Source organism: Glaciihabitans arcticus (assembly GCF_004310685.1).
Taxonomy (GTDB): domain Bacteria; phylum Actinomycetota; class Actinomycetes; order Actinomycetales; family Microbacteriaceae; genus Conyzicola; species Conyzicola arctica.
This window is the reverse complement of record NZ_SISG01000001.1, coordinates 2,870,835-2,889,645: the sequence shown is the minus strand read 5'-3', so window position 1 is coordinate 2,889,645 and position 18,811 is coordinate 2,870,835. Positions and strand designations below refer to the sequence as shown.

General features: G+C 66.7%; 17 protein-coding genes. 6 read left to right on the top strand and 11 right to left on the bottom strand.

Annotation, left to right across the window (positions count from 1 at the left end; genetic code table 11):
* Positions 1–24: 24 nt before the first annotated feature.
* Both upp and EYE40_RS14030 read left to right on the top strand, forming a co-directional pair.
* The gene (gene upp, locus EYE40_RS14035) at positions 25–657 is read left to right on the top strand and encodes a uracil phosphoribosyltransferase (protein ID WP_130982588.1); all 633 of its coding nucleotides are present in this window, start codon (positions 25–27) and stop codon (positions 655–657) included.
* Between the two features lie 264 nt (positions 658–921).
* Complete coding sequence (locus tag EYE40_RS14030) at positions 922–1,638, top strand: winged helix-turn-helix domain-containing protein (protein WP_130982586.1); 717 nt, start codon at positions 922–924, stop codon at positions 1,636–1,638.
* 72 nt (positions 1,639–1,710) lie between these two features.
* On the opposite strand, the gene EYE40_RS14025 is transcribed toward EYE40_RS14030, so the two are convergent.
* From EYE40_RS14025 to EYE40_RS14010, 4 genes are all read right to left on the bottom strand, one after another.
* Positions 1,711–3,717, bottom strand: coding sequence for a glycosyl hydrolase family 28-related protein (locus EYE40_RS14025; RefSeq protein ID WP_130982584.1), 2,007 nt, complete (start codon positions 3,715–3,717; stop codon positions 1,711–1,713).
* A gap of 158 nt (positions 3,718–3,875) precedes the next feature.
* Positions 3,876–4,655, bottom strand: coding sequence for an arginase family protein (locus tag EYE40_RS14020; protein WP_130982582.1), 780 nt, complete (start codon positions 4,653–4,655; stop codon positions 3,876–3,878).
* 44 nt (positions 4,656–4,699) lie between these two features.
* The gene (locus tag EYE40_RS14015) at positions 4,700–5,725 is read right to left on the bottom strand and encodes a hypothetical protein (protein WP_130982580.1); all 1,026 of its coding nucleotides are present in this window, start codon (positions 5,723–5,725) and stop codon (positions 4,700–4,702) included.
* Positions 5,722–6,081, bottom strand: coding sequence for a PadR family transcriptional regulator (locus EYE40_RS14010; protein ID WP_130982579.1), 360 nt, complete (start codon positions 6,079–6,081; stop codon positions 5,722–5,724). The genes EYE40_RS14015 and EYE40_RS14010 overlap by 4 nt, the downstream gene beginning before the upstream one ends.
* A 147-nt stretch (positions 6,082–6,228) precedes the next feature.
* On the opposite strand from EYE40_RS14010, the gene EYE40_RS14005 reads away from it, so the two are divergent.
* Positions 6,229–6,609 carry a hypothetical protein gene (locus tag EYE40_RS14005; protein ID WP_130982577.1) on the top strand — a complete coding sequence of 127 codons (381 nt, stop codon included), beginning with the start codon at positions 6,229–6,231 and terminating at the stop codon, positions 6,607–6,609.
* A gap of 78 nt (positions 6,610–6,687) precedes the next feature.
* Here the strand turns inward: EYE40_RS14005 and EYE40_RS14000 are convergent, their stop codons facing one another.
* The 3 genes from EYE40_RS14000 to EYE40_RS13990 are packed head-to-tail and all read right to left on the bottom strand — an operon-like array spanning position 6,688 to position 10,766.
* Positions 6,688–8,751, bottom strand: a complete 2,064-nt coding sequence (locus tag EYE40_RS14000) for a S9 family peptidase (protein ID WP_130982575.1) — start codon at positions 8,749–8,751, stop codon at positions 6,688–6,690.
* 29 nt (positions 8,752–8,780) lie between these two features.
* Positions 8,781–9,965, bottom strand: coding sequence for a hypothetical protein (locus tag EYE40_RS13995; RefSeq protein WP_130982574.1), 1,185 nt, complete (start codon positions 9,963–9,965; stop codon positions 8,781–8,783).
* A gap of 45 nt (positions 9,966–10,010) precedes the next feature.
* Positions 10,011–10,766, bottom strand: a complete 756-nt coding sequence (locus EYE40_RS13990; protein ID WP_130982572.1) for a hypothetical protein — start codon at positions 10,764–10,766, stop codon at positions 10,011–10,013.
* Positions 10,767–11,631: 865 nt separating this feature from the next.
* Here EYE40_RS13990 and EYE40_RS13985 point away from each other — a divergent pair.
* A complete protein-coding gene (locus tag EYE40_RS13985; protein WP_130982570.1) occupies positions 11,632–12,066 on the top strand; it encodes a MarR family winged helix-turn-helix transcriptional regulator in 435 nt (144 codons plus the stop codon).
* Here EYE40_RS13985 and EYE40_RS13980 read toward each other — a convergent pair.
* Positions 12,063–12,968 carry a hypothetical protein gene (locus EYE40_RS13980; protein WP_130982568.1) on the bottom strand — a complete coding sequence of 302 codons (906 nt, stop codon included), beginning with the start codon at positions 12,966–12,968 and terminating at the stop codon, positions 12,063–12,065. The two genes, EYE40_RS13985 and EYE40_RS13980, sit on opposite strands and share 4 nt — an antisense overlap.
* A 58-nt stretch (positions 12,969–13,026) precedes the next feature.
* Between EYE40_RS13980 and EYE40_RS13975 the strand changes: the two genes are divergently transcribed.
* Together EYE40_RS13975 and EYE40_RS13970 are read left to right on the top strand one after the other, a co-directional pair.
* The gene (locus EYE40_RS13975) at positions 13,027–14,394 is read left to right on the top strand and encodes a cryptochrome/photolyase family protein (protein WP_420810057.1); all 1,368 of its coding nucleotides are present in this window, start codon (positions 13,027–13,029) and stop codon (positions 14,392–14,394) included.
* Positions 14,395–14,552: 158 nt separating this feature from the next.
* Complete coding sequence (locus EYE40_RS13970; protein WP_130982564.1) at positions 14,553–16,715, top strand: acyl-CoA dehydrogenase family protein; 2,163 nt, start codon at positions 14,553–14,555, stop codon at positions 16,713–16,715.
* 16 nt (positions 16,716–16,731) lie between these two features.
* On the opposite strand, the gene EYE40_RS13965 is transcribed toward EYE40_RS13970, so the two are convergent.
* The 3 genes from EYE40_RS13965 to EYE40_RS13955 are packed head-to-tail and all read right to left on the bottom strand — an operon-like array spanning position 16,732 to position 18,741.
* Positions 16,732–17,610 (bottom strand): carbohydrate kinase family protein, encoded by an 879-nt coding sequence (locus EYE40_RS13965; protein WP_130982562.1) that lies wholly within the window; start codon positions 17,608–17,610, stop codon positions 16,732–16,734.
* Complete coding sequence (locus EYE40_RS13960) at positions 17,603–18,511, bottom strand: pseudouridine-5'-phosphate glycosidase (RefSeq protein ID WP_130982560.1); 909 nt, start codon at positions 18,509–18,511, stop codon at positions 17,603–17,605. Before EYE40_RS13960 ends, EYE40_RS13965 begins: the two co-directional genes overlap by 8 nt.
* A complete protein-coding gene (locus EYE40_RS13955) occupies positions 18,508–18,741 on the bottom strand; it encodes a TM2 domain-containing protein (protein ID WP_130982559.1) in 234 nt (77 codons plus the stop codon). Before EYE40_RS13955 ends, EYE40_RS13960 begins: the two co-directional genes overlap by 4 nt.
* Positions 18,742–18,811: the final 70 nt, after the last annotated feature.

Here is an 18,811-nt window from a genome sequence, read left to right as displayed (position 1 = left end):
CCTGACCTCCAGTAGATTGAGCCTATGCGAGTACACGTTGCCGACCACCCGCTCATCACGCACAAGCTCACCGTGCTGCGCGACAAGACCACCCCGTCGCCGACGTTCCGTGCGCTCGCCGAGGAACTCATGACGCTGCTCGCCTACGAGGCGACGCGCAACGTGCGGGTCGAGACCGTCACGATCCAGACCCCGGTCGCCGAGACCCAGGGCCTCGCAATCTCCTCGCCCCGCCCCCTCGTGGTGCCCATCCTGCGCGCCGGGCTCGGCATGCTTGAGGGCATGGTCAAGCTCATCCCGACGGCCGAGGTCGGCTTCCTGGGCATGGTTCGCAACGAGGAGACCCTGCAGCCCGAGACCTACGCCGAGCGACTGCCTGACGACCTGTCGAACCGCCAGTGCTTCGTTCTTGACCCGATGCTCGCAACCGGCGGCTCCCTCATCGCCGCGATCGACTTCCTCTTCGCGAGAGGCGCAGTGGATGTCACGGCCGTCTGCCTCATCGCATCGCCCGAGGGTCTCGAAGCAGTCGAGGCGGCCACCGAAGGTCGCGACGTGACCATCGTGCTCGGCGCCCTCGACGAGAAGCTCAACGACGTCGGCTACATCGTGCCCGGGCTGGGCGACGCGGGAGATCGCCTGTACGGCACCGTTTGACAAATCTTGCATCGATGCAAGATAGTTGCTGTATGACTGTTCACGCGTACGCCCAGACCACCCTTGTGGTGAGCGGGTCTGCGGTGATGTGTTGTCGAATGTGTGCGTAACTGCCACCCTTCGCCGAGATCCGCAGGCAACTGCGTAGAACTCCCGGGTGACGCCTTTCATTACGGCGTTCGCCTTTGACACACCGAAGTATCCAGAAGGAATCACCCCCTCATCATCAGAGGCCCTTCACCCCCAGTCCCCAAGGACTCCACCATGTCACTTGCAACCCTTGACCGTCCCACCACTTCCTTCTCCGCACCGCGACCGGTAGCGGTTCCGACCGAAACCCCGACTCCGGATGCAGCGGCTCCCCGCCTTCGCGCGGTACCCGCCGGCACCGAAGCTCGCGGCTTTGTGCTCTACGTTGGCGTCGATGAGCTGAAGGCCGAAGCGGCCGGCACCGACCTCGGCCACCTCGTCGAGCAGCTCAAGCAGCTCGTCGCGCAGCTCGTCCCCTCCGCCGAGACCCACGCGGCTGTCGCCCTCGCCCCCCAGGGTGCCGGTGGACGCGACGTGGACGTTGTGCGCCTCGCCCTGCAGGACCCGGCAGCACTCGCCCGCCAGCGCCAGACCCCCGCCCCCGAGCTCGTCAAGCCGCGCGGCGGCGTCGTCATCGACATCTCCCGAAAGCGTGTTGCGCTCGACGGCGAGACCGCCGGCCTCACCTACAAGGAGTTCGAGCTGTTGCAGTACCTCGTCCTCCGCGAGGGCCGCACGATCGACCGTGCCGAGCTGATCGCCTCACTCTGGAACGCGAACGACGACGAGATCCCCAACGAGCGAACCATCGACGTGCACGTTCGTCGCCTGCGTTCCAAGCTCGGCGCCTACGAGGACATCGTGCGCACCGTGCGCGGAGTCGGCTACCGCTTCGACCGTCACGCCGACGTGTCGATCCGCCAGGCCACCACGCCCTCGCCCGACTTCTAAACAGGCACCAACCGGCGAAAAGTGCTCCAAACTTTCTGGTTTGGAGCACTTTTCGCTATTCGGCGGGCGTCGTCACCACGGGCTCGGGGCCGGCGGCGCGACCACCGGCGGGCGGTCGTCGCAGGTGATCGTGTTCGGCAGCTGCCACGCTCCGAACCACGGACCCGTCGTTCCCCCTCCATCGTTGCCACTGCCGCTCAACGAGAACTCCGATCCTGCGGGACCGAAGCCGAATGAGCCGCAGTTGTTGATGCCGACGGCACCGACGCCCCGGGCATCCACATTCTCGAACACGGCCGAGCCGGCGGAACGTGCGCTCACCACGGAGGTGCCCGTGCCGTCGACCCGCACATCGCGGAACACGACATTGCTGATCGAGTAGAGGTCCTTCACCGGCCAGTCGGTGACGAGCATGATCGCGTTGTAGGTGTTGTCGAGATAGTGGTCTCCGCTCACAGTGATCGCGGCATCAATGTTGCGCTCGAGGGCGAAGAACCAGATGGCGCCGAGCCCGATGTTCCAGTTGAGCTCGTAGGTGCCTGCGCGCACGGTCGTGTTGTTGGTGATGTCGAGGAAGCCCGCAAACGGCTCGGCACCGAACCGCGATCCGACCTGGATGCCGCTGCCCTCGCGAATCGGGTCGGCGATCAGGTTGTTCGAGACGGTGTTGTCAGTGCCGCCGTAGATCGCGATGCCATTGGCGAGCGTCGGGGTCTGCACAGTGTTGCGGTCGAAGGTGTTGCCCGAGTTGGTGGTCGTCTCAGCCCACATGGCGAGGCCGTCATCCCCCGTGTTGCGGATGAAGCTGTTCGTGACGCTCGAGTTCGTGACCCCGGTGTGGAAGTTCACGGCGTCCGCGATCTGGTCCACGATCTGGGTGTTGCTGATTTTCAGGTTCTTCATCGGGCCGTCGAGCCAGATGCCGACCTTGGTGTGCTGGATGTACAGCCCCTCGATCACCGAGTTGCTGAGCGCTCCGCCGATGCCGTTGACCTGGTCGGTATCGATGCGCTCACGCACGTCGCCCTGGATCGTGAAGCCGGAGAGGCGCACGTTCGCACTGCCACCGGCCGCGGCGTCCTTGCCGTAGAAACCGACACCGGTGTGCACGGATCCGTCGGGCGCCGGGGTCGTCAGCGCGACTTCCTTGCCGAAGATCGTGGTGTACCAACTGCCGGCACCCTCGATGGTGACGTTATCGACGATCACGTGGCGGTTGACCTGATACCGCCCCGGCGGCACGTAGACCTTCAGCTTCTTCGCCTTTGCGAAGGCGATGGCCTTGTCGAAGGCGACTGCGGAGTCGCGCCTACCGGTCGGGTCGGCACCGAACAGCAGCACGTTCGAGGCGACGAGCCGCACGTGCGGGGAGCCGACCTGCTGCGAGTCGAGCAGGTCGATGACGGTCCACGCCGCTGCGTTCGCCGGCGCGGTAAGCCGGATGACGTCGCCCGCGCGATACGTCTTTCCGAGCAGCAGGCGCTGCTCGTCGTAGAAGTGCATCGGCCGGAACGGCTTCGTGATCTGCGGTGTCGGGGTGGTCTGCGTGGGCACACAGGCGCACTCGGTGATCCACCAGTCGGGGTGCAGCAGCCCCGCGTTCGGGTCGTTCGTGAAGGGGTACTGGTTGTAGAGGTATGAGTATTTCGACGTGAGCGTCATCCTCTTGGTGCTGCCCTTGATTGACACGGAAAGGGGTGATTCGATGCCGCCGCCGGTCGTCGAGTCCGGGATGCTGTATCGCACGGTGATGGCGTTCGCGTTCTTCGGCAGGGTGAATTCGACGTACTGGCCGGGGAGCAGTTTCACGGCCTTGCGACCGGAGGCCTCTGCCGCGAGCGAGTATGCCATGCGGTCCGGACCGATGATCGAGCCGGTAGTGGTGGCGTTCTCGGCCTCCTGCTCGAGGAAGTCGACGGCGGCTCCGCGTCCGGCGACAAGCACGGGATCGAGTGCGGCCCGTGTGACGACCGGGGCAGCAGCTGCGGCAGCCGCCTCACCGCTCACACCCACGATCCCGGCGGCCAGGGCCACGGCGGCAAGTGCGGCCACGCCGCGGGTCAGTCTTCTCGAAGTCATCGTCGACTCGTTCCTCGTTGAGGGGAGCGCACCGTTGCGCCCGTGGCGCGGGGGACGCCGAGTGCCGCCACTGTAGAACCGTGTCCGCTCGACGCACAAGGCTTTGTGATGAATTGCCGTCGTTTTGTTGATTTCTTGCAGAACTTGCGAAAGTGCCGCTAGTGCAACGCAAGCAAGGGCTGCAGCGCGTCCGCAAGCTTCGTCGCGTCCGCGGCCGACTCGAGCTCGGCGACCTCGAGTCCAACGAGTTCGGTGCGCGCCAGAATCCCGCACAGCTCGCCGAGTTCATCAAGCGTGAACCCGTCGGCAACCCGGTATTCGGTCGCGACCTGGCCGGGCTCGAGTACGTCGCAATCGATGTGCACGTAGACGGGCCGACCGGCGATGGCCGCCTCGAGATCCTCGGGCGCGACGAGCTGCACAGCTCCGCCAGCGATCAACTCCTGCTCGGGCGGATCGATATCGCGAGCGCCGACGAGGATCGCGCGATCGGCGGAGACTCCGGCTCCGAAGCCGCTGTCCCACAGCCCCAGGCTCGCGGAGAAGGCGATGCCACCGAGGTACCAGGTGTCGGGATGGCCGGGAAGGTTGATATCGGCATGGCCGTCGAACCAGACCACGACCGCGTCGGGGCGGTAGCGCGCGACGATCGGCAGCGTTGCGATGGCCGCGGCGCAGCGATTGAGCGCGGTGATCGGGCGACGGCCGCCCTCGAACACTTCGACGTAGCGCTCGGCGAGGGATCGGAATCCGTCACTCGCCGCATCGAGTTCCGTGCGCCAGTCGGCGCCGATGGGGGTGCCGCGCGTGCCCACGGTGACCACGTCGGTCGCCAATCGGGTGGCGAGCTCCGCGCCGAGTGCGGCGGCACCCTCCCATCCACGAACGTTGCGGTCACCCGCGAGACCCTGGAACACGGTGAGGCCGGGAGCTGACATGTCTCCAGTCTGCTCCCGGCCGCGCCGTGGCGGAAGGGGGGGTGTTACTTGTCGTCGTCGTCGGCTGTCGGCACGTTCGTCGGTGACATCGGCAGCGTCGCTCCGATGAGCGGCTGCACGCGCTCGAACGGCGGGGTGGTGTCGCTCGAGCGTCGAGCGCAGGCCAGCGTCTCGTCATAGCAGTCGGCCTCGCGCTGCATCAGCGGAAAGACGTTCCATCCCCCCGCACCGGGTGCCGAGTCACGCGGAACGAGAATGACGTATTCATCGCCTTGGTTGCCCTCGAAGAAGCTCTCGCCGTATCGGGGATCCGTGATGTTGAGGGGCTCGCCGTTCTGGTCGAACAGTTGCACGTCGGTGAGCAGTTCGCCGTCCGCGCCGTAGGCGAAGACGTTGCTCACCGTCTGCCCCTCCCGCTGCAGGCCGAGCGGGCCTTCAACCTCTTCGCCGTAGCGGTAGTAGTCCTGCTGGGTGTTGTAGGTGTTGATGGCCACCCACACCGGTCCGATCGAGAGAAGGGCGAAGATCGTCGCGATGACCGGGATCACGCGACGACCGGTTTTGGGCAACCATCGACCGCGGCCCCACTGCACGCTGACCACGACCCAGGCTGCAGCCACCAGCCAGATGGCTTCGGGGATGCTCTCCCCTGAGGAGTTCAACCAGCTGATGCTGAACAGGCCGAACAGCAGCAGGCCTCGCGCGACCCACCACGCCGGCCGCATGGACGCGAGCAGGTCGGCGGTGCCGCTGAGGAACGGATTCGAGCGGATGACGCGAGCGGTGTCATCCCGAAGCTGTCGCAGGTTGTGGCGAATCAAGTCGACGTCGACCAGGCCACGGTGCTGGGTCGGACCTCGGACGGGCAGACCCGCAGCGGCGCGGAGCTCTTCCGCATAGGCGGCGGGATCACCGAGGGCGGGACCGCCGTCGGCTGCCCGCTCGGTGAGATCGGCCTCGAGACCGTCGGTCAGGTCGTCGACATCGTCAGCAGGGAGGTCATCGAGCGCAGCTCGCACTGCAGCCGCGAACTCCTCGATGGCCGGGTCGGTGGCTGTCATCGTCGTCATTTCTTCTCCCCGATCTTGCGGACGCGCGTGGCTGCGACGGGTTCGTCGAGCAGTGTGGACATGGTGCCGGCGAAGCGGTTCCAGTCGGTGGTGTGGGCTGCGAGCATGGCCCGACCCTGCGGGTTGATGCCGTAGTACTTGCGGTGCGGGCCGCCTTCGGACGGCACGACGTAACTCGTCAGCATGCCGGCCGCGAACAGGCGACGCAGGGTGCCGTACACCGACGCATCCCCGATCTCGTCGATGCCGGCCGCGCGCAGTCGGCGCACGATGTCGTAGCCGTAACCGTCGTCGTCGCGGATGACCGCGAGCACCGCGACATCCAGAACACCTTTGAGCAGTTGGGTGGTATCCACGCTCGTCCTTCCTCTATGACGGTTGTGACACTACTACGGTCTGCACACTAGTGCGGTAAGAAAGGCATGCGACACGCCGCGTTCTGCCGCTAGCCTGAGTCGGGCTCGAATCGAGCCGATCACCCCCACTCGCTGAGGAGCGACCCCATGGCATCAGTTCACGACTTCTTTCTGACCGGCGACCACGACGCCGCCAAAGCCCAGGTCGCGTCAGCGCTCCAGGCCGAGGGCTTCGCCATCACCCCCACCCCCAAGGGCGGACTGCTCGCCAAGCGCGGCAGCATGCCGATCACGCTGCTGCTCGGCGCGATGGCCGGCAAGAACTTCCAGGTCACCTTCACCGTCGAGTACCTCGTCGACGAGAGCGGCCAGCTCGTCGCGCGCCTCAGCCGCGACATCGCTGCCGGAGCCCTCAAGGGCGGCGCGATCGGCGCCAACATGACGAACAACAAGTTCGTCGACACCGCGGCTGCCCTGAGCACCGCGCTCGGCGGCACCGGCATCCTGGCGTCGTCCAAGTCCAACTAGTGCGCCTCGGGCACGTGTCCGATTTTCCGGCGAGTGTTCGAACACGCGCCCGGGACTCGGGCACGTGCCCGAACGGCTCTAGCCGAGCAGCTCGGGGCGCTTCCACTCAGCACCGTGCACGTGCTGGTCAAGGAACGCGAAGACCGTCTCGTACCAGACGACCGAGTGCTGGGGCTTCAGAACCCAGTGGTTCTCGTCGGGGAAGAGCAGGAACCTGTGCTTGGTGCTGCCGTCATCCAGAGCATGGTGCTCGGCGAGCTCGCTCCACAGGCGCAGGCTCTCACCGATCGGCACCCGGTAGTCGTGGTCGCCGTGGATGACCAGCATTGGCGTGACAATGTCGCGCACGCTGTGGTGCGGTGAGAACTCCTCCATCGCCTCTGCGGTGAAGATCTCCTGCCAGTACTGCGAGTGGTCGGTGGTTCCCGCGAACTGGTCGAGTGCCCACAGGCTCGCGTGGCTCACGATCGCGCGGAAGCGGTCGGTGTGCCCCGCGACCCAGTTGGCCATATAGCCGCCGAACGAGCCGCCCATTGCCGCGGTCTTCGTCTCGTCGATGTCGTCGCGCGCTTCCACCGCATCCGTGATCGACAGCAGGTCGGTGTACGGCTTCGCGCCCCACGAGTTCCATCCACGGGCGATGAAGTCGAGCCCGTAACCGGTCGACAGCGCGGGATCGGGCAGCAGCACCGCGTAGCCGCGCTGCACGGCGAGCAGCGGCGCCCAACGCCAGCTCCACGCGTTCCAGCTGCCGAGCGGGCCACCGTGAACCCAGAGCAGTAGCGGGGCGGGCGTCGACGCGGACGCGCCCTCGGGCAGCAGCAGCCAGCCGCGAACGCGTGCGCCGTCTTCCGCCGTCGCCTCGACCGCGGTGATGCTGCCGGGCGCCTCCAGTGCCGCCGCGGGGTTGGCGAGCGGTGTGACCTCACCCGATAGTGCGATGCGCACGGGATGCGGCGGAGAGACCCAGGAAGACCGGAGCGCCACGAGGTCACCGCTGACGGTGTCGACGGTCACGTTCGTGTACGTGAACTCGTCGTGGGTGAGTTGCTCGACCGGTCCATCGAGCGGCACCCGGAACACCGGCCCGCGACCGTCGTGGTCCGCCGTCACGATCAGCGAGGCGTCATCCGCCGCGAAGGCGATGCTCGTCGGCCAGCGATCCCAGTCGGCGGCGAGCCGGCGCGGGTCACTGCCGTCGATGCCCGCGATCCACAGCTCGACGTCCTCCGGGCCGGCGGGCGTGCTACGCACCAGACGCGTGTAGGCGATGCGGGTTCCGTCGCGGCTCACGGCGGGCGACTCGAAGTCGACACCGTCCTCCTCGACAATCACCGTCTGGATGCCCGTCGCAACCTGAACGGACACCAGCGCGAACCGTCCCGCCCGACGCTCGCGCACCTGGAGGGCGACGATGAGCGTGCTCGCGTCGGGGGTGAGTGCCTGTCCGGCGGTGTCAGCGGTGCGGCCGGGCGCGGGGGTCAGGTCAGTCGGTCGCGGGAGGTCGGCGGGGTAGCTCGGTTCGGCGTCCGGCGCCACGGCGGCCCGTGCAACCGCGGTCTCGGGCAGCTCGGACAGGTCCAGCGCGAGCAGGTGCGGTTCGGCGGGGCCGAGGTCGGCGTCCCAGTACCGCACCGGATACCCCTCGTGCAGGATCGCCGAGACCTTCTTGTCCTTGCGCTTGCCGCGCAGCTTGGCGTCGGACTCGAGCGTGTCCGAGCTTGCCAGCAGGTCGGCGGCGAGCACCACGACATCGGAGCCGGACGCGGTTGCCGCGATCGACGAGACTCCGCCCGCAAGGCGCGTGACCGCGCGAGCCTCGCCCCCGGCGGCGGGGAGCAGCCAGAGCTGGGGTGCTTCGGGATCCTTGTCGGCCGCGGCATCCGGTCTCGCAGACACGAACAGGATGTCTCCCGAGCCGGTGAAGCCCACACCCGACTCGCCCTTGGCCGAGCGGGTGAGGCGCACGGGCGCGCCCGAACCGTCGGCCGGAACCGACCACAGGGCCCGTTCGTAGGCCGTGGCATCCCGATTCAGCGTCGCGACGGTCAGGATGGCGCGCTCGCCGTTCGGGGAGAGCGCGATGCCGTCGACGCGGGAGAGAGCGATGAAGTCGTTCAGGTCCGAATAGGGGGAGGTCATGGTTCCACGCTACCCGCCTCCCCTGCAGCTCAGTCGAGCAGCACGAAGTCGCGAACGAACAGGTCGGGACTGAGTATCCCGCCGAGATTGTCGATTCGCAGCGCCTCCGTGCTCGTGCCCGAAAGAAGGTCGGTTTCAGTGATCACGAAGTCGACATTGTCGCCGAAGGGTTCTTCGGCTGTCCACATGACGTTGCCGCGTTGGTCGAGAAAAAGGCTCGCTTCCTCCGACTCGTGCGCGACGGTCGAAACCACATCGGTGACTCCGGTCTCGAGATCGGTGCTGAGGATTCGACCGCCTGGGACGATCCAGACGACTCCGTCATCGACGGGTTCGGGAGCCATCTGTGCAAACAGCATGTCCTCAGCCGTCATCGGAAACGGCTCTCCCGTTTCGGTCACGAGCGGCTTTTCGATCAGGACGCCGCTTGCGATGTTCCAGGTCTTGAGAACGGCGGCGCCGTCACCACTCTCGCCGCCGGAGACGTTGAAACTCGGGTAGCTCACACCGTCGTTGACACACGCAGCGGCACCGCCGGGTTGCAGAGAGTCGACGACACCGACCGTGCCGATCAGGAGTTCCGAATCGCCTGGGGAAATCCGGGTGAGCATTTGTCCCACCGCCCCGTCTCCCGCGTCGAACCGTTCGCGTGCCTCGCCGGTGAGGTATGGTCCCGAAGTCGGCGCGATGCCGAAGATCGCGTCGCCGCAGCGTGCGGTGACCGCGTACGCGCCCTGCACGTCGGTCCGCGCACTCTCCCCCGCCCCGGACGTCACAACGACTTCGTTGTAGCCATCGTCGGTGAAACCGTCGTTGTAGAGGCCGACCGCCTCGTCGTCGATGACGTACAGGGCCTCCTGCACATTCGGCTTCGGGCTGGGGGAACTCACCAGACGATCTGCCAGCACATAGTCGTTATCGAAGTCGGAGAAGAACAGTTCAGAATCCGCGAATTCGAGGAGTCCGCGGTCCATGCCCTTGGTGGGAAGCAGGCTCAAGGATCCGTCGCTCGCGGCGAGAGCGATGTAGCCGGGTTTTCCTTCATCGATTCCAGCGGTCTGCGGGCTCAGCACCAGCGCTGCGGTAACGCCATCGAGAGAAGCCTTGTCCGGGTCGACGAAGACACTGCCTGCTGTCGGATCAGGGCCGGAACAGGCTGTGAGCGCGATGCAGGACAGCACGAGGGCTCCCAGGAGCCGGGGGAGAGAGTGCATGGGTGAGTAAAGGCGGGCAAGGAATCCCTGCCCGCCCTATTCCTTTCAGAAGGTTTTGTACGTGGTCGTGTAGGTCGAGTCCTTGATGTCGTACGGGTACACGCCGGTCCCGCCGTTTCCGTCAATGTCGATTCCGCCGGCTTTTTTGTAGGCCGCCCACACCAGCTGCGAGCAGTTCATGTCGTCGCCATTCGCGTCTCGGTTGATGGCGAAGTTGGGGTTGTAGTCCTTGCCGCGCAGATTCGTCTGCGCGTAGGCACCCGCAGCGTTACGCTTTGTGGTCGTCACCTTCACGGACTGCTTGACGCTGGTCTTGGCCACCTTATAGTCGGCAACGGTGATCGAGCGGCTCTTCTTGCCGAGCCCCGGAGCCTCGATGAGCGTACCCGTGGTGAAGAAGATTCCCGCATGGCCGTGATTGATGGGTCCGGTATAGGCCGGCGTGACAAAGACGTCGCCACGGTTGTTGGCCAGTCCGAGGCTATAGCTCCCTCCACCGGGGCTGGAAAGCACACCGACCTTGCCGGGTCCGGTGACGGTCACCGCAGGGGCTGCAGCCGCCGCGGCAGAGACCTCAGCCTCGCGGAGGGCTTGCGCCAGCACCGCGTCGAAGGATTGTCCGGACGTCGCAGAGTAATCGGCGATGGACTCGGTCAGCAGCGCCTCGGTCGATCCGGGATTCAGCTCGACCAGCCGATCGAGCGAATCCTGCGTCGGCGCGGCAATAGCGGGGGCGGCCAGGCCCACTGCAAGCATTGCAGCGCAGGTGACGCTGGCCGTAAACAACTTGGAAATTCTCATTTTCTCTCCAGTTTCGATGGGTGGAAAGGAAAGCGACACAGAGGTCTCCTGCTCGACATCTTTCGAATTTGAAGACCCCTCACGACTCCCCCGGCGTAGAACCTATCGGCATAGCGACATCCTCGTCTACCCCCAAGCGGGAGTAGACGAATCGTGCCACGATTCATGGTTCCCCTGACGGACAGCGCGACCGCTATCGTCGTTTTTCGACCAGCGTCGCCATCTTGTCGAGACACTGCTCGAGGCTGGCCAGCGAGCTCGCTGAAGGTCCTCCTGCTGTGCTGCTCGAACCCGCCATACTCGGCGGGAGCTTTCATGGTGATGAGGATGCGCCCGCCCAGGCGCGCGTCGTTGTGTGGGATCGATCCACGTTCGCAGACGCCCTCGACAGGTGCCGCAGAACCGCCGGACCACATGGTCGTCGCAGGTTCCTGTCTCAGACATCTCTAGCTCCCTCGGTCGCTGTTTGCACGGTGCCCCTGAACGACACCCCAAAGAGAATGCGAGGGCCGCGCGATCGGAACGGTTTCGCAGACCGCCGTCAGCTAATTCCAGTCCGCAGGAAATTCTTTGACGCCGGAAAGCCCGGATTTCCGCGGAAATCCGGGCTGTCTACCCGGCCCCAGCAAACTCGCAGAAAAATAACGTTTGTATAACTAGCGCTCCGTTACCTCACCGTTATATATTCGTTGCAGCAGAAGTTGTTTGCTGTGGCAGCTGATGCGGAATGTGATTGCAGGACACTCTTGGTGCAAGGGAGAGGGTCGGTTTCTAGCCTCTGAAACCGGCCCTCAATCCTTTTAATACGTCAACTCCTCTTCACCCGATTTTCGCGAAGTCGGTGCGCGTGCATAGAGTTAGCCGCGTGAGTGACAAATCGCTGGCCGTCGATGCCTGGGAGTCCCTGTTCCGGGCGCAGGTCACGGTGCTACGAACCCTCAACACGGAGTTCCCCACCGACAAGCTGTCGTTCAATGAATACGACGTGCTGTTCAACCTGTCCCGCCAGCCCGAGCACCGGCTGCGCATCCGGGACCTGAACCGTCACCTGCTGCTCACCCAGCCGAGCGTGAGCAGACTTGTCGACCGCCTCGTGCAGCGCGAGCTCGTGCGCAAGGAGAGCGACCCGGGCGACGGCCGCGGCACCATCGTGTGCCTCACCGACGAGGGCTACGATCTGTTCCGTCGGGTTGCGGTTGTGCACGCCGACTCCATCTCGCGCCGCGTGGGCGGAGCGCTCAGCGCCGCAGAACTGCGCCAGCTCACCGCGTTGACCGAGAAGCTGCGGCTGCAGCCCTAACCGCTTCTCGAAGACTCCGGCAGCAGGGCAGCGAGGCGCCGACCCGCGCCGCGGAGCCGCACGAGTGATGCGACGCCGGCACCGTAGGCACCGATCATGCCGCCCAGCGTGCGCGGCATCTTCGCCCGCACGAGCTCGGGGCGCTTCGCCGGTGGCAGTTCGATGAAGGCGAGCAGGCAGCAGTCCGCCTGGGTGACGCGATGAAGCCCGAGCCGCCATCGGGTGTACTCGTCATCGGGCAGCACGGTCTCCCCCGGATCGAGCCCGAGACCCTCGAGCAGCGGACGCAACTCCTCTCCGCCGCCGACCCGCTGGACGAGCTCGAGCAGTGACCGGCACTCGGCCGGATCCAGCGCCTCGCGGAACTGACCGAGGAAATACTCGAGGTTGCTGTCGGCGGAGGGGCGAATCCGATCCCCCGTGAGCCGGTCGTGCGCCGCGAACATCACCGTCGTGATCTTGTCGAGCACCGGCACCTCGATGCCGTGCAGGGTCATGAACGTGCGACGCTCCCACAACTCGTCGAACGCGTGCCGCGGGTCGGTGAAGAAGCCGGGGATCACCGAGTGCACCCGAAGCGAGCAGGGCCACCCGACGTGCGTGAGGCCGAGGGTCGCTCGCGGTAGCAGCGCAAGGCCACGGCGAGGCTGTTCGAGCACCCACCCGCGCGCCCGAAGCACGCGCACAAAGGCGGACAGGTCCGACGGCGCGACAATGACCGAGACTGCACGCGAGACGCGCGGCGAGATCAGGCCGTGAACGGGGAAGACACTTCCGCCCCCGGCGACCGCGCGAATGCCGGCCTGCGCGGTTTCGAGCGCGACGAGAGCCAGCAGGCGATCCTTGCTCGCACGGAGCGCAACACCCCGCGCGGAACCATCACTCTCACTACGTCGGCCCACGTTCCCTCCCGGTAAGCGATACCACCCTACTCGGGCTGTCAGGCGCGGCACTTATCGTATGAACATGAACTCCGCGGTGCTCTCCCCCTCGATCGTTTGGCTACGTGACGACCTGCGCATCGCTGACAACCCGGCCCTGGCCGCGGCCGTTGAACGGGGCGCTCCGGTCGTTGTGCTCTATCTGCGGGATGACGTGAGTCCGGGCATCCGGCCGCTCGGTTCTGCGACGAGGTGGTGGCTGCACCACAGTCTCGTCTCGCTGACCGAGTCGTTGCGCGTCCTCGGTGCCGAACTCACGCTGCGCAGCGGCGCGGCCGAAGAGGTGCTGCCCGCCCTCGTCGCCGAGGTCGGGGCTGGAGCCGTGTTCTGGAACCGCCGCTACGGCGCCGCCCGCGAGATCGACGCACGCCTGAAGACCCGGCTTCGGGACGACGGTCTCGAGGTCACGAGCTTCCACGCGAACCTGCTGTTCGAGCCGTGGACCGTCACCACCGGCGAGGGCAACCCTTACCGCGTGTTCACGCCGTTCTGGCGTGCCTGCCTCGAGCGCGGCGTGGATCGCCAGCCGCTGCCTGCCCCGACCGCGATTCAGGGTCTGGATGTCCCGAGCGACACGCTCGACGACTGGACCCTGCTGCCCACGCGGCCCGACTGGGCCGGAGGCCTGAGAGACACGTGGACTCCCGGCGAGCAGGGTGGGCGCGAGAGGCTGGAGCGCTTTGCCGAGGACATCCTCGAGGACTATCACCGCCGCGACGAACCGGGCATCGAGTCCACGAGCGGGCTCAGCCCGCACCTGAGATTCGGCGAGGTGAGCCCGTTCCAGGTCTGGCACTACCTGCGCGCGCGGCCCCAGCCGAATACCGCCAAGTTCCTCAGCGAGATCGGCTGGCGCGAGTTCAACTGGAGCATCCTCTACGGTTTTCCGGAACTCCATAAGAAGAACTACCGCCCGGCGTTCGACGCGTTCCCCTGGGACGAACCCGACCCCGCCGAGCTTGCGGCCTGGAAGAGCGGGCACACGGGCATCCCCCTGGTCGATGCGGGAATGCGCGAGCTGTGGCACTCGGGGTCGATGCACAACCGGGTGCGCATGGTCGTCGCGAGCTTCCTCATTAAGAACCTGCTGGTCGACTGGCGGGTGGGCGAGGCGTGGTTCTGGGACACCCTGGTCGACGCCGACGAGGCGAGCAACCCGGGCAACTGGCAGTGGGTCGCGGGCAGCGGCGCGGATGCCGCCCCCTACTTCCGGGTGTTCAACCCGATCCTGCAGGAGGAGAAGTTCGACAAGGGCCGCCGTTACGTGCGGCGCTGGGTACCGGAGATCGATTCGCCCGAGTACCCCGAGCCGATCGTCGACCTGAAGAAGTCCCGCAACGACGCACTCGCCGCGTACGAGGCGGTCAAGGCCGCCCAGCCGTTGTAGGCAGTGCTGCCGTTTGGGCGGGCTCGACTGTGGAAACCTACAGCCCGATCACCCGCTCGCGGCATAGCGTTATAGCCCCTTCACGCACTGTTTCGTGTCGGCTGACGACGCTCGTACCGTGTGGAGTGAGAGCCACAGCGAGACAAAGGACACCAACGATGGTCGACACAGCTACCTCCATGCCCACATCCGGTGCCGCGGCACCAGTCGGCCACGGCGCTCCGGATGAGCCCATCGAGCGCGTCGACACCGGACCCATCGACATCTCGGGCGCGGTATTCGACTCCGAGGCTCTCGGCCGACAGCTGCTCGGCACCTGGGCGGAGATCCGCTCCGGCGCCCGCAAGCTCGCCGCCAACCCCGACCTGCACCGCATTGAGGGCCTCTCGATGGCGGAGCACCGCGAGCGTGTGCTCGGCCAGCTGCACCTGCTCGTCGCGGACGGCCAGGTCAACCTGTCCTTCCCCAAGGAGCTCGGCGGCCAGGACAACCACGGCGGCAATATCGCCGCCTTCGAAGAGCTGGTCAGCGCAGACCCCTCGCTGCAGATCAAGGCGGGCGTGCAGTGGGGCCTCTTCGCCGCGGCAATCCTGCACCTCGGCACCGAGCGTGCCCACAAGGCATTCCTGCCGGGCGCGATGAGCCTCGAGGTTCCGGGCGCATTCGCGATGACCGAGACCGGTCACGGTTCGGACGTCGCGAGCATCGGCACCACCGCGACCTATGACGAGGCCACCGACGAGTTCGTCATCCACACCCCGTTCCGTGGCGCGTGGAAGGACTACCTCGGCAACGCGGCCCTGCACGGCACCGCAGCCGTCGTCTTCGCGCAGCTCATCACCCGCGGGGTCAACCACGGTGTGCACGCGTTCTATGTTCCGATCCGCACCGCCGAGGGCTTCCTGCCCGGAGTCGGCGGCGAGGACGACGGCCTCAAAGGTGGCCTCAACGGCATCGACAACGGCCGCCTGCACTTCGACAACGTGCGGGTCCCCCGCATCAACCTGCTCAACCGCTATGGCGACGTCTCCGAGAATGGCACGTACTCGAGCTCGATCGAGTCGCCCGGCCGCCGGTTCTTCACCATGCTCGGAACCCTGGTGCAGGGGCGGGTGTCACTCGATGGAGCTGCGACCGCGGCATCCGCCATCGGCCTGCAGATTGCACTCACCTACGGCAGCGAGCGTCGGCAGTTCACCGCGGGCAGTGACACCGACGAGGAGGTGCTGCTTGACTACCAGCGTCACCAGCGCCGCCTCATCCCCCACCTCGCAACGACCTTCGCCCAGACCTTCGCCCACGACGAGTTCCTCGTGAAGTTCGACGCCGTATTCAGTGGCAAGGCCGACACCGACGACGACCGCCAGGACCTCGAGACTCTCGCCGCAGCCCTGAAGCCGCTCAGCACCTGGCACGCGCTCGACACCCTGCAGGAGGCCCGCGAGGCCTGCGGCGGGTCCGGCTTCCTCGCTGAGAACCGCCTCGTCGGACTGCGCGCCGACCTCGATATCTACGCGACGTTCGAGGGCGACAACAACGTGCTGCTGCAGCTCGTCGCCAAGCGCCTGCTCACCGACTACTCCCGCAAGTTCGTCGGCGCGGAGCCCGGTGTGCTCGCCCGCTACGTCGTCGAGCACGTCGCCGAGCGCGCCTACAACGGTTCCGGCCTGCGCTCACTGGCCCAGACCATCGGCGACTTCGGTCGCGTCGCCCGCTCCGTCGGCCAGCTGCGCGAGACCCAGGTACAGCGCGAGCTGCTGACGGATCGCGTCGAGACCATGATCGCCGAGATCGCCGGTCGACTGCGGGATGCGCGTCACCTCTCGAAGGCGGACGCCGCCGCCGTCTTCAACTCGCAGCAGAACGAGCTCATCGAGGTCGCCCGCGCACACGGCGAACTGCTGCAATGGGAGGCCTTCACCCGCGCGATCGCGGCCGCCGACCCCAACAACGTCACTGTGCTCACCTGGCTGCGCGACCTGTTCGGACTCGGCCTCATCGAGAAGCACCTCGCCTGGTACCTCATGGCCGGCCGCCTCTCGCCGCGTCGCGCCCAGGCCGTGACCGCGTACATCGACCGCCTCATCGCCCGACTGCGTCCGCACGCCCTCGACCTGGTCAAGGCCTACGGCTACACGGACGCCCACGTGCGCGCGCCCATCGCGACCGGCGCCGAGCGTGCTCGCCAGGACGAGGCGCGCGCATACTACGCAGCGGCCCGCGCTTCGGGAACCGCGCCCCTCGACGAGAAGCAGATCCTCGCGGATCGCAAGGCCGCCGAGAAGGCGGCACGCAAGGCGGCGTCGCCGAAGAAGAAGTAGCCCCGCCGGGGACGCTCTAGTGCGGGCGGGCGCCGAGGGACGACACGGCGCGGGACGCGAGGGATTCCCCGGCGCGCGCCGCGGCATCCAGATCATGGGAGACCAGCAGCGTGTGCAGGAAGCCAGCCGTGAACGCGTCGCCGGCGCCGGTCGGGTCGAGGATCGTCGTCGCGACCGCGGGAATGACCACGGGTGCGCTTCCCCGGCGGGCGACGACCACGCCGTCCGCGTCGAGGGTGAGCGCCACGATCTCGAACGATTCTGCAAGAGCGGATGCCACGGCCACGGGTTCCACGAGGCCCGTCAGCGCCCTGCCCTCCTCGAGGTTGGGCACGAGGATCGAGGCGCCCTCGAAGAAGCCGAGCGCCTGCTCGACCCCGAAGTCGGCGATGTAGCCGGCCGAGCCCGGGTCGAGGCAGACCTGAACCCCGGCGGCTCGAGCGCGCGCCATCAGTGCGGTGAAGCGCTCGGGGGCGTCCATGCCGAACAGGGTGTGCCCGGTCAGGTGTAGCAGGTCGACGCTGGCGAGCAGCTCGTCGGTGACGAGAGCAGGATCCAGAACCGCGTTCGCGCCCCGTTCGGTGAGCATGGTGCGCTTCTCACCCTCCACAATGACCACGATGGCGCCGGTCGGCAGCGACGCGTGCGTCTGCAGCCGGGACGTGACGCCGTGGCGCTCGAGTTCGAGGGTGTGGCGGGCCGCGTCATCCTCACCGACGATGCCGATGAAGGTGACGTCCGCTCCGACCGAGCCGAGCCAGCTCGCGGTGTTCGCGGCCGACCCGCCCGGGCGGAAGCGGATCGACGAGACGGTGTCGGTGTCCGTGCGGATGGGACCGCTCGGCACCGCGACCACGTCGTCGATAATGTCGCCGAAGACCAGAATTCTAGGCATGCAGCGCGGACCAGGCGGTCGCGATCTCGCCGGCGACCCGCACGTTGTTGCGTGCGAGGTCGAGGTTCACCTCGAGGCTGCGGCCCTCGGAGAGCTCCACGATGCGAAGCAGCAGGAACGGCGTCACGGCCTTGCCGCTGATGCCCTTTTCGTCGGCCTCGGCGAGCGCGATCTCGAGCACACGGTTGTGCTCGGCAGGATCCCACTGCTGGTCGAGCGGAATCGGGTTCGCGACCACGATGCCCTGGCCGTGGCCGAGGGAGTCCTGCGCGAACATCACGTCGGCGACCTGGGCCGCGTTCTCGACCGACCAGTCCAGCTGGAATGCCGACTCGCGCAGCCAAAAGCTTGGGAAGGTCTTTGTGCCGTAACCGAGAACCGGCACGCTCAGCGTCTCGAGACGCTCGAGGGTCGCCGCGATGTCGAGCACCGACTTCACACCGGCCGACACCACGGTGATCGGCGTGACGGCGAGAGTCGACAGGTCGGCAGATTCGTCGAAAGTGGATGACGCTCCACGGTGCACGCCTCCCAGGCCGCCGGTGGCGAAGACCCGGATCCCGGCCAGTGCGGCAAGGTGAGACGTCGCGGCGACGGTGGTCGCGGCGCTCGATCCCGCACCCGCAATGATCGGCAGGTCGCGCACGCTCGCTTTGGCGAGCTGCTCTTCGGAGATGCGGCGCACGCCCTCGGCGTCGAGGCCGATCTGCGCGACACCGTCGAGCACCGCGATCGTGGCCGGGGTGACGCCCTGCTCGCGCAGGATGTTCTCGAACTCGATGGCGGCCTCGTGGTTGCGCGGGCGCGGCAGGCCGTGGGAGATGATGGTCGACTCGAGGGCGACGACGGGCTTGTTGGCGGCGAGGGCCTCGGCTACCTCGGTGGAGACGACGAAGCTCACTGGATGCCCGCAGCACGGAGTCGGTTGACCTCGCGGGTCTGGCCGGCCAGCGTGAACAGGTCAATGATCGTGCCGATGCCGAAGAGCCCCGCAGTGAGGATCCAGATCACGCCGCGCGCGATCTTGCCCAGGTAGAAGTGCTGCAGACCGCAGACGAGAACGAACGAGGCGAGCCAGAAGAGGTAGGCGGTGCCGACATCCTTGGGGGGCAGCTGGGTGGTTGAGGTCATGGCTCCATCGTATGGGTGGACAGCCCGGACGACTTTCCGGGCCACCCAGCCAACTCCGGTTGCCTGCCAG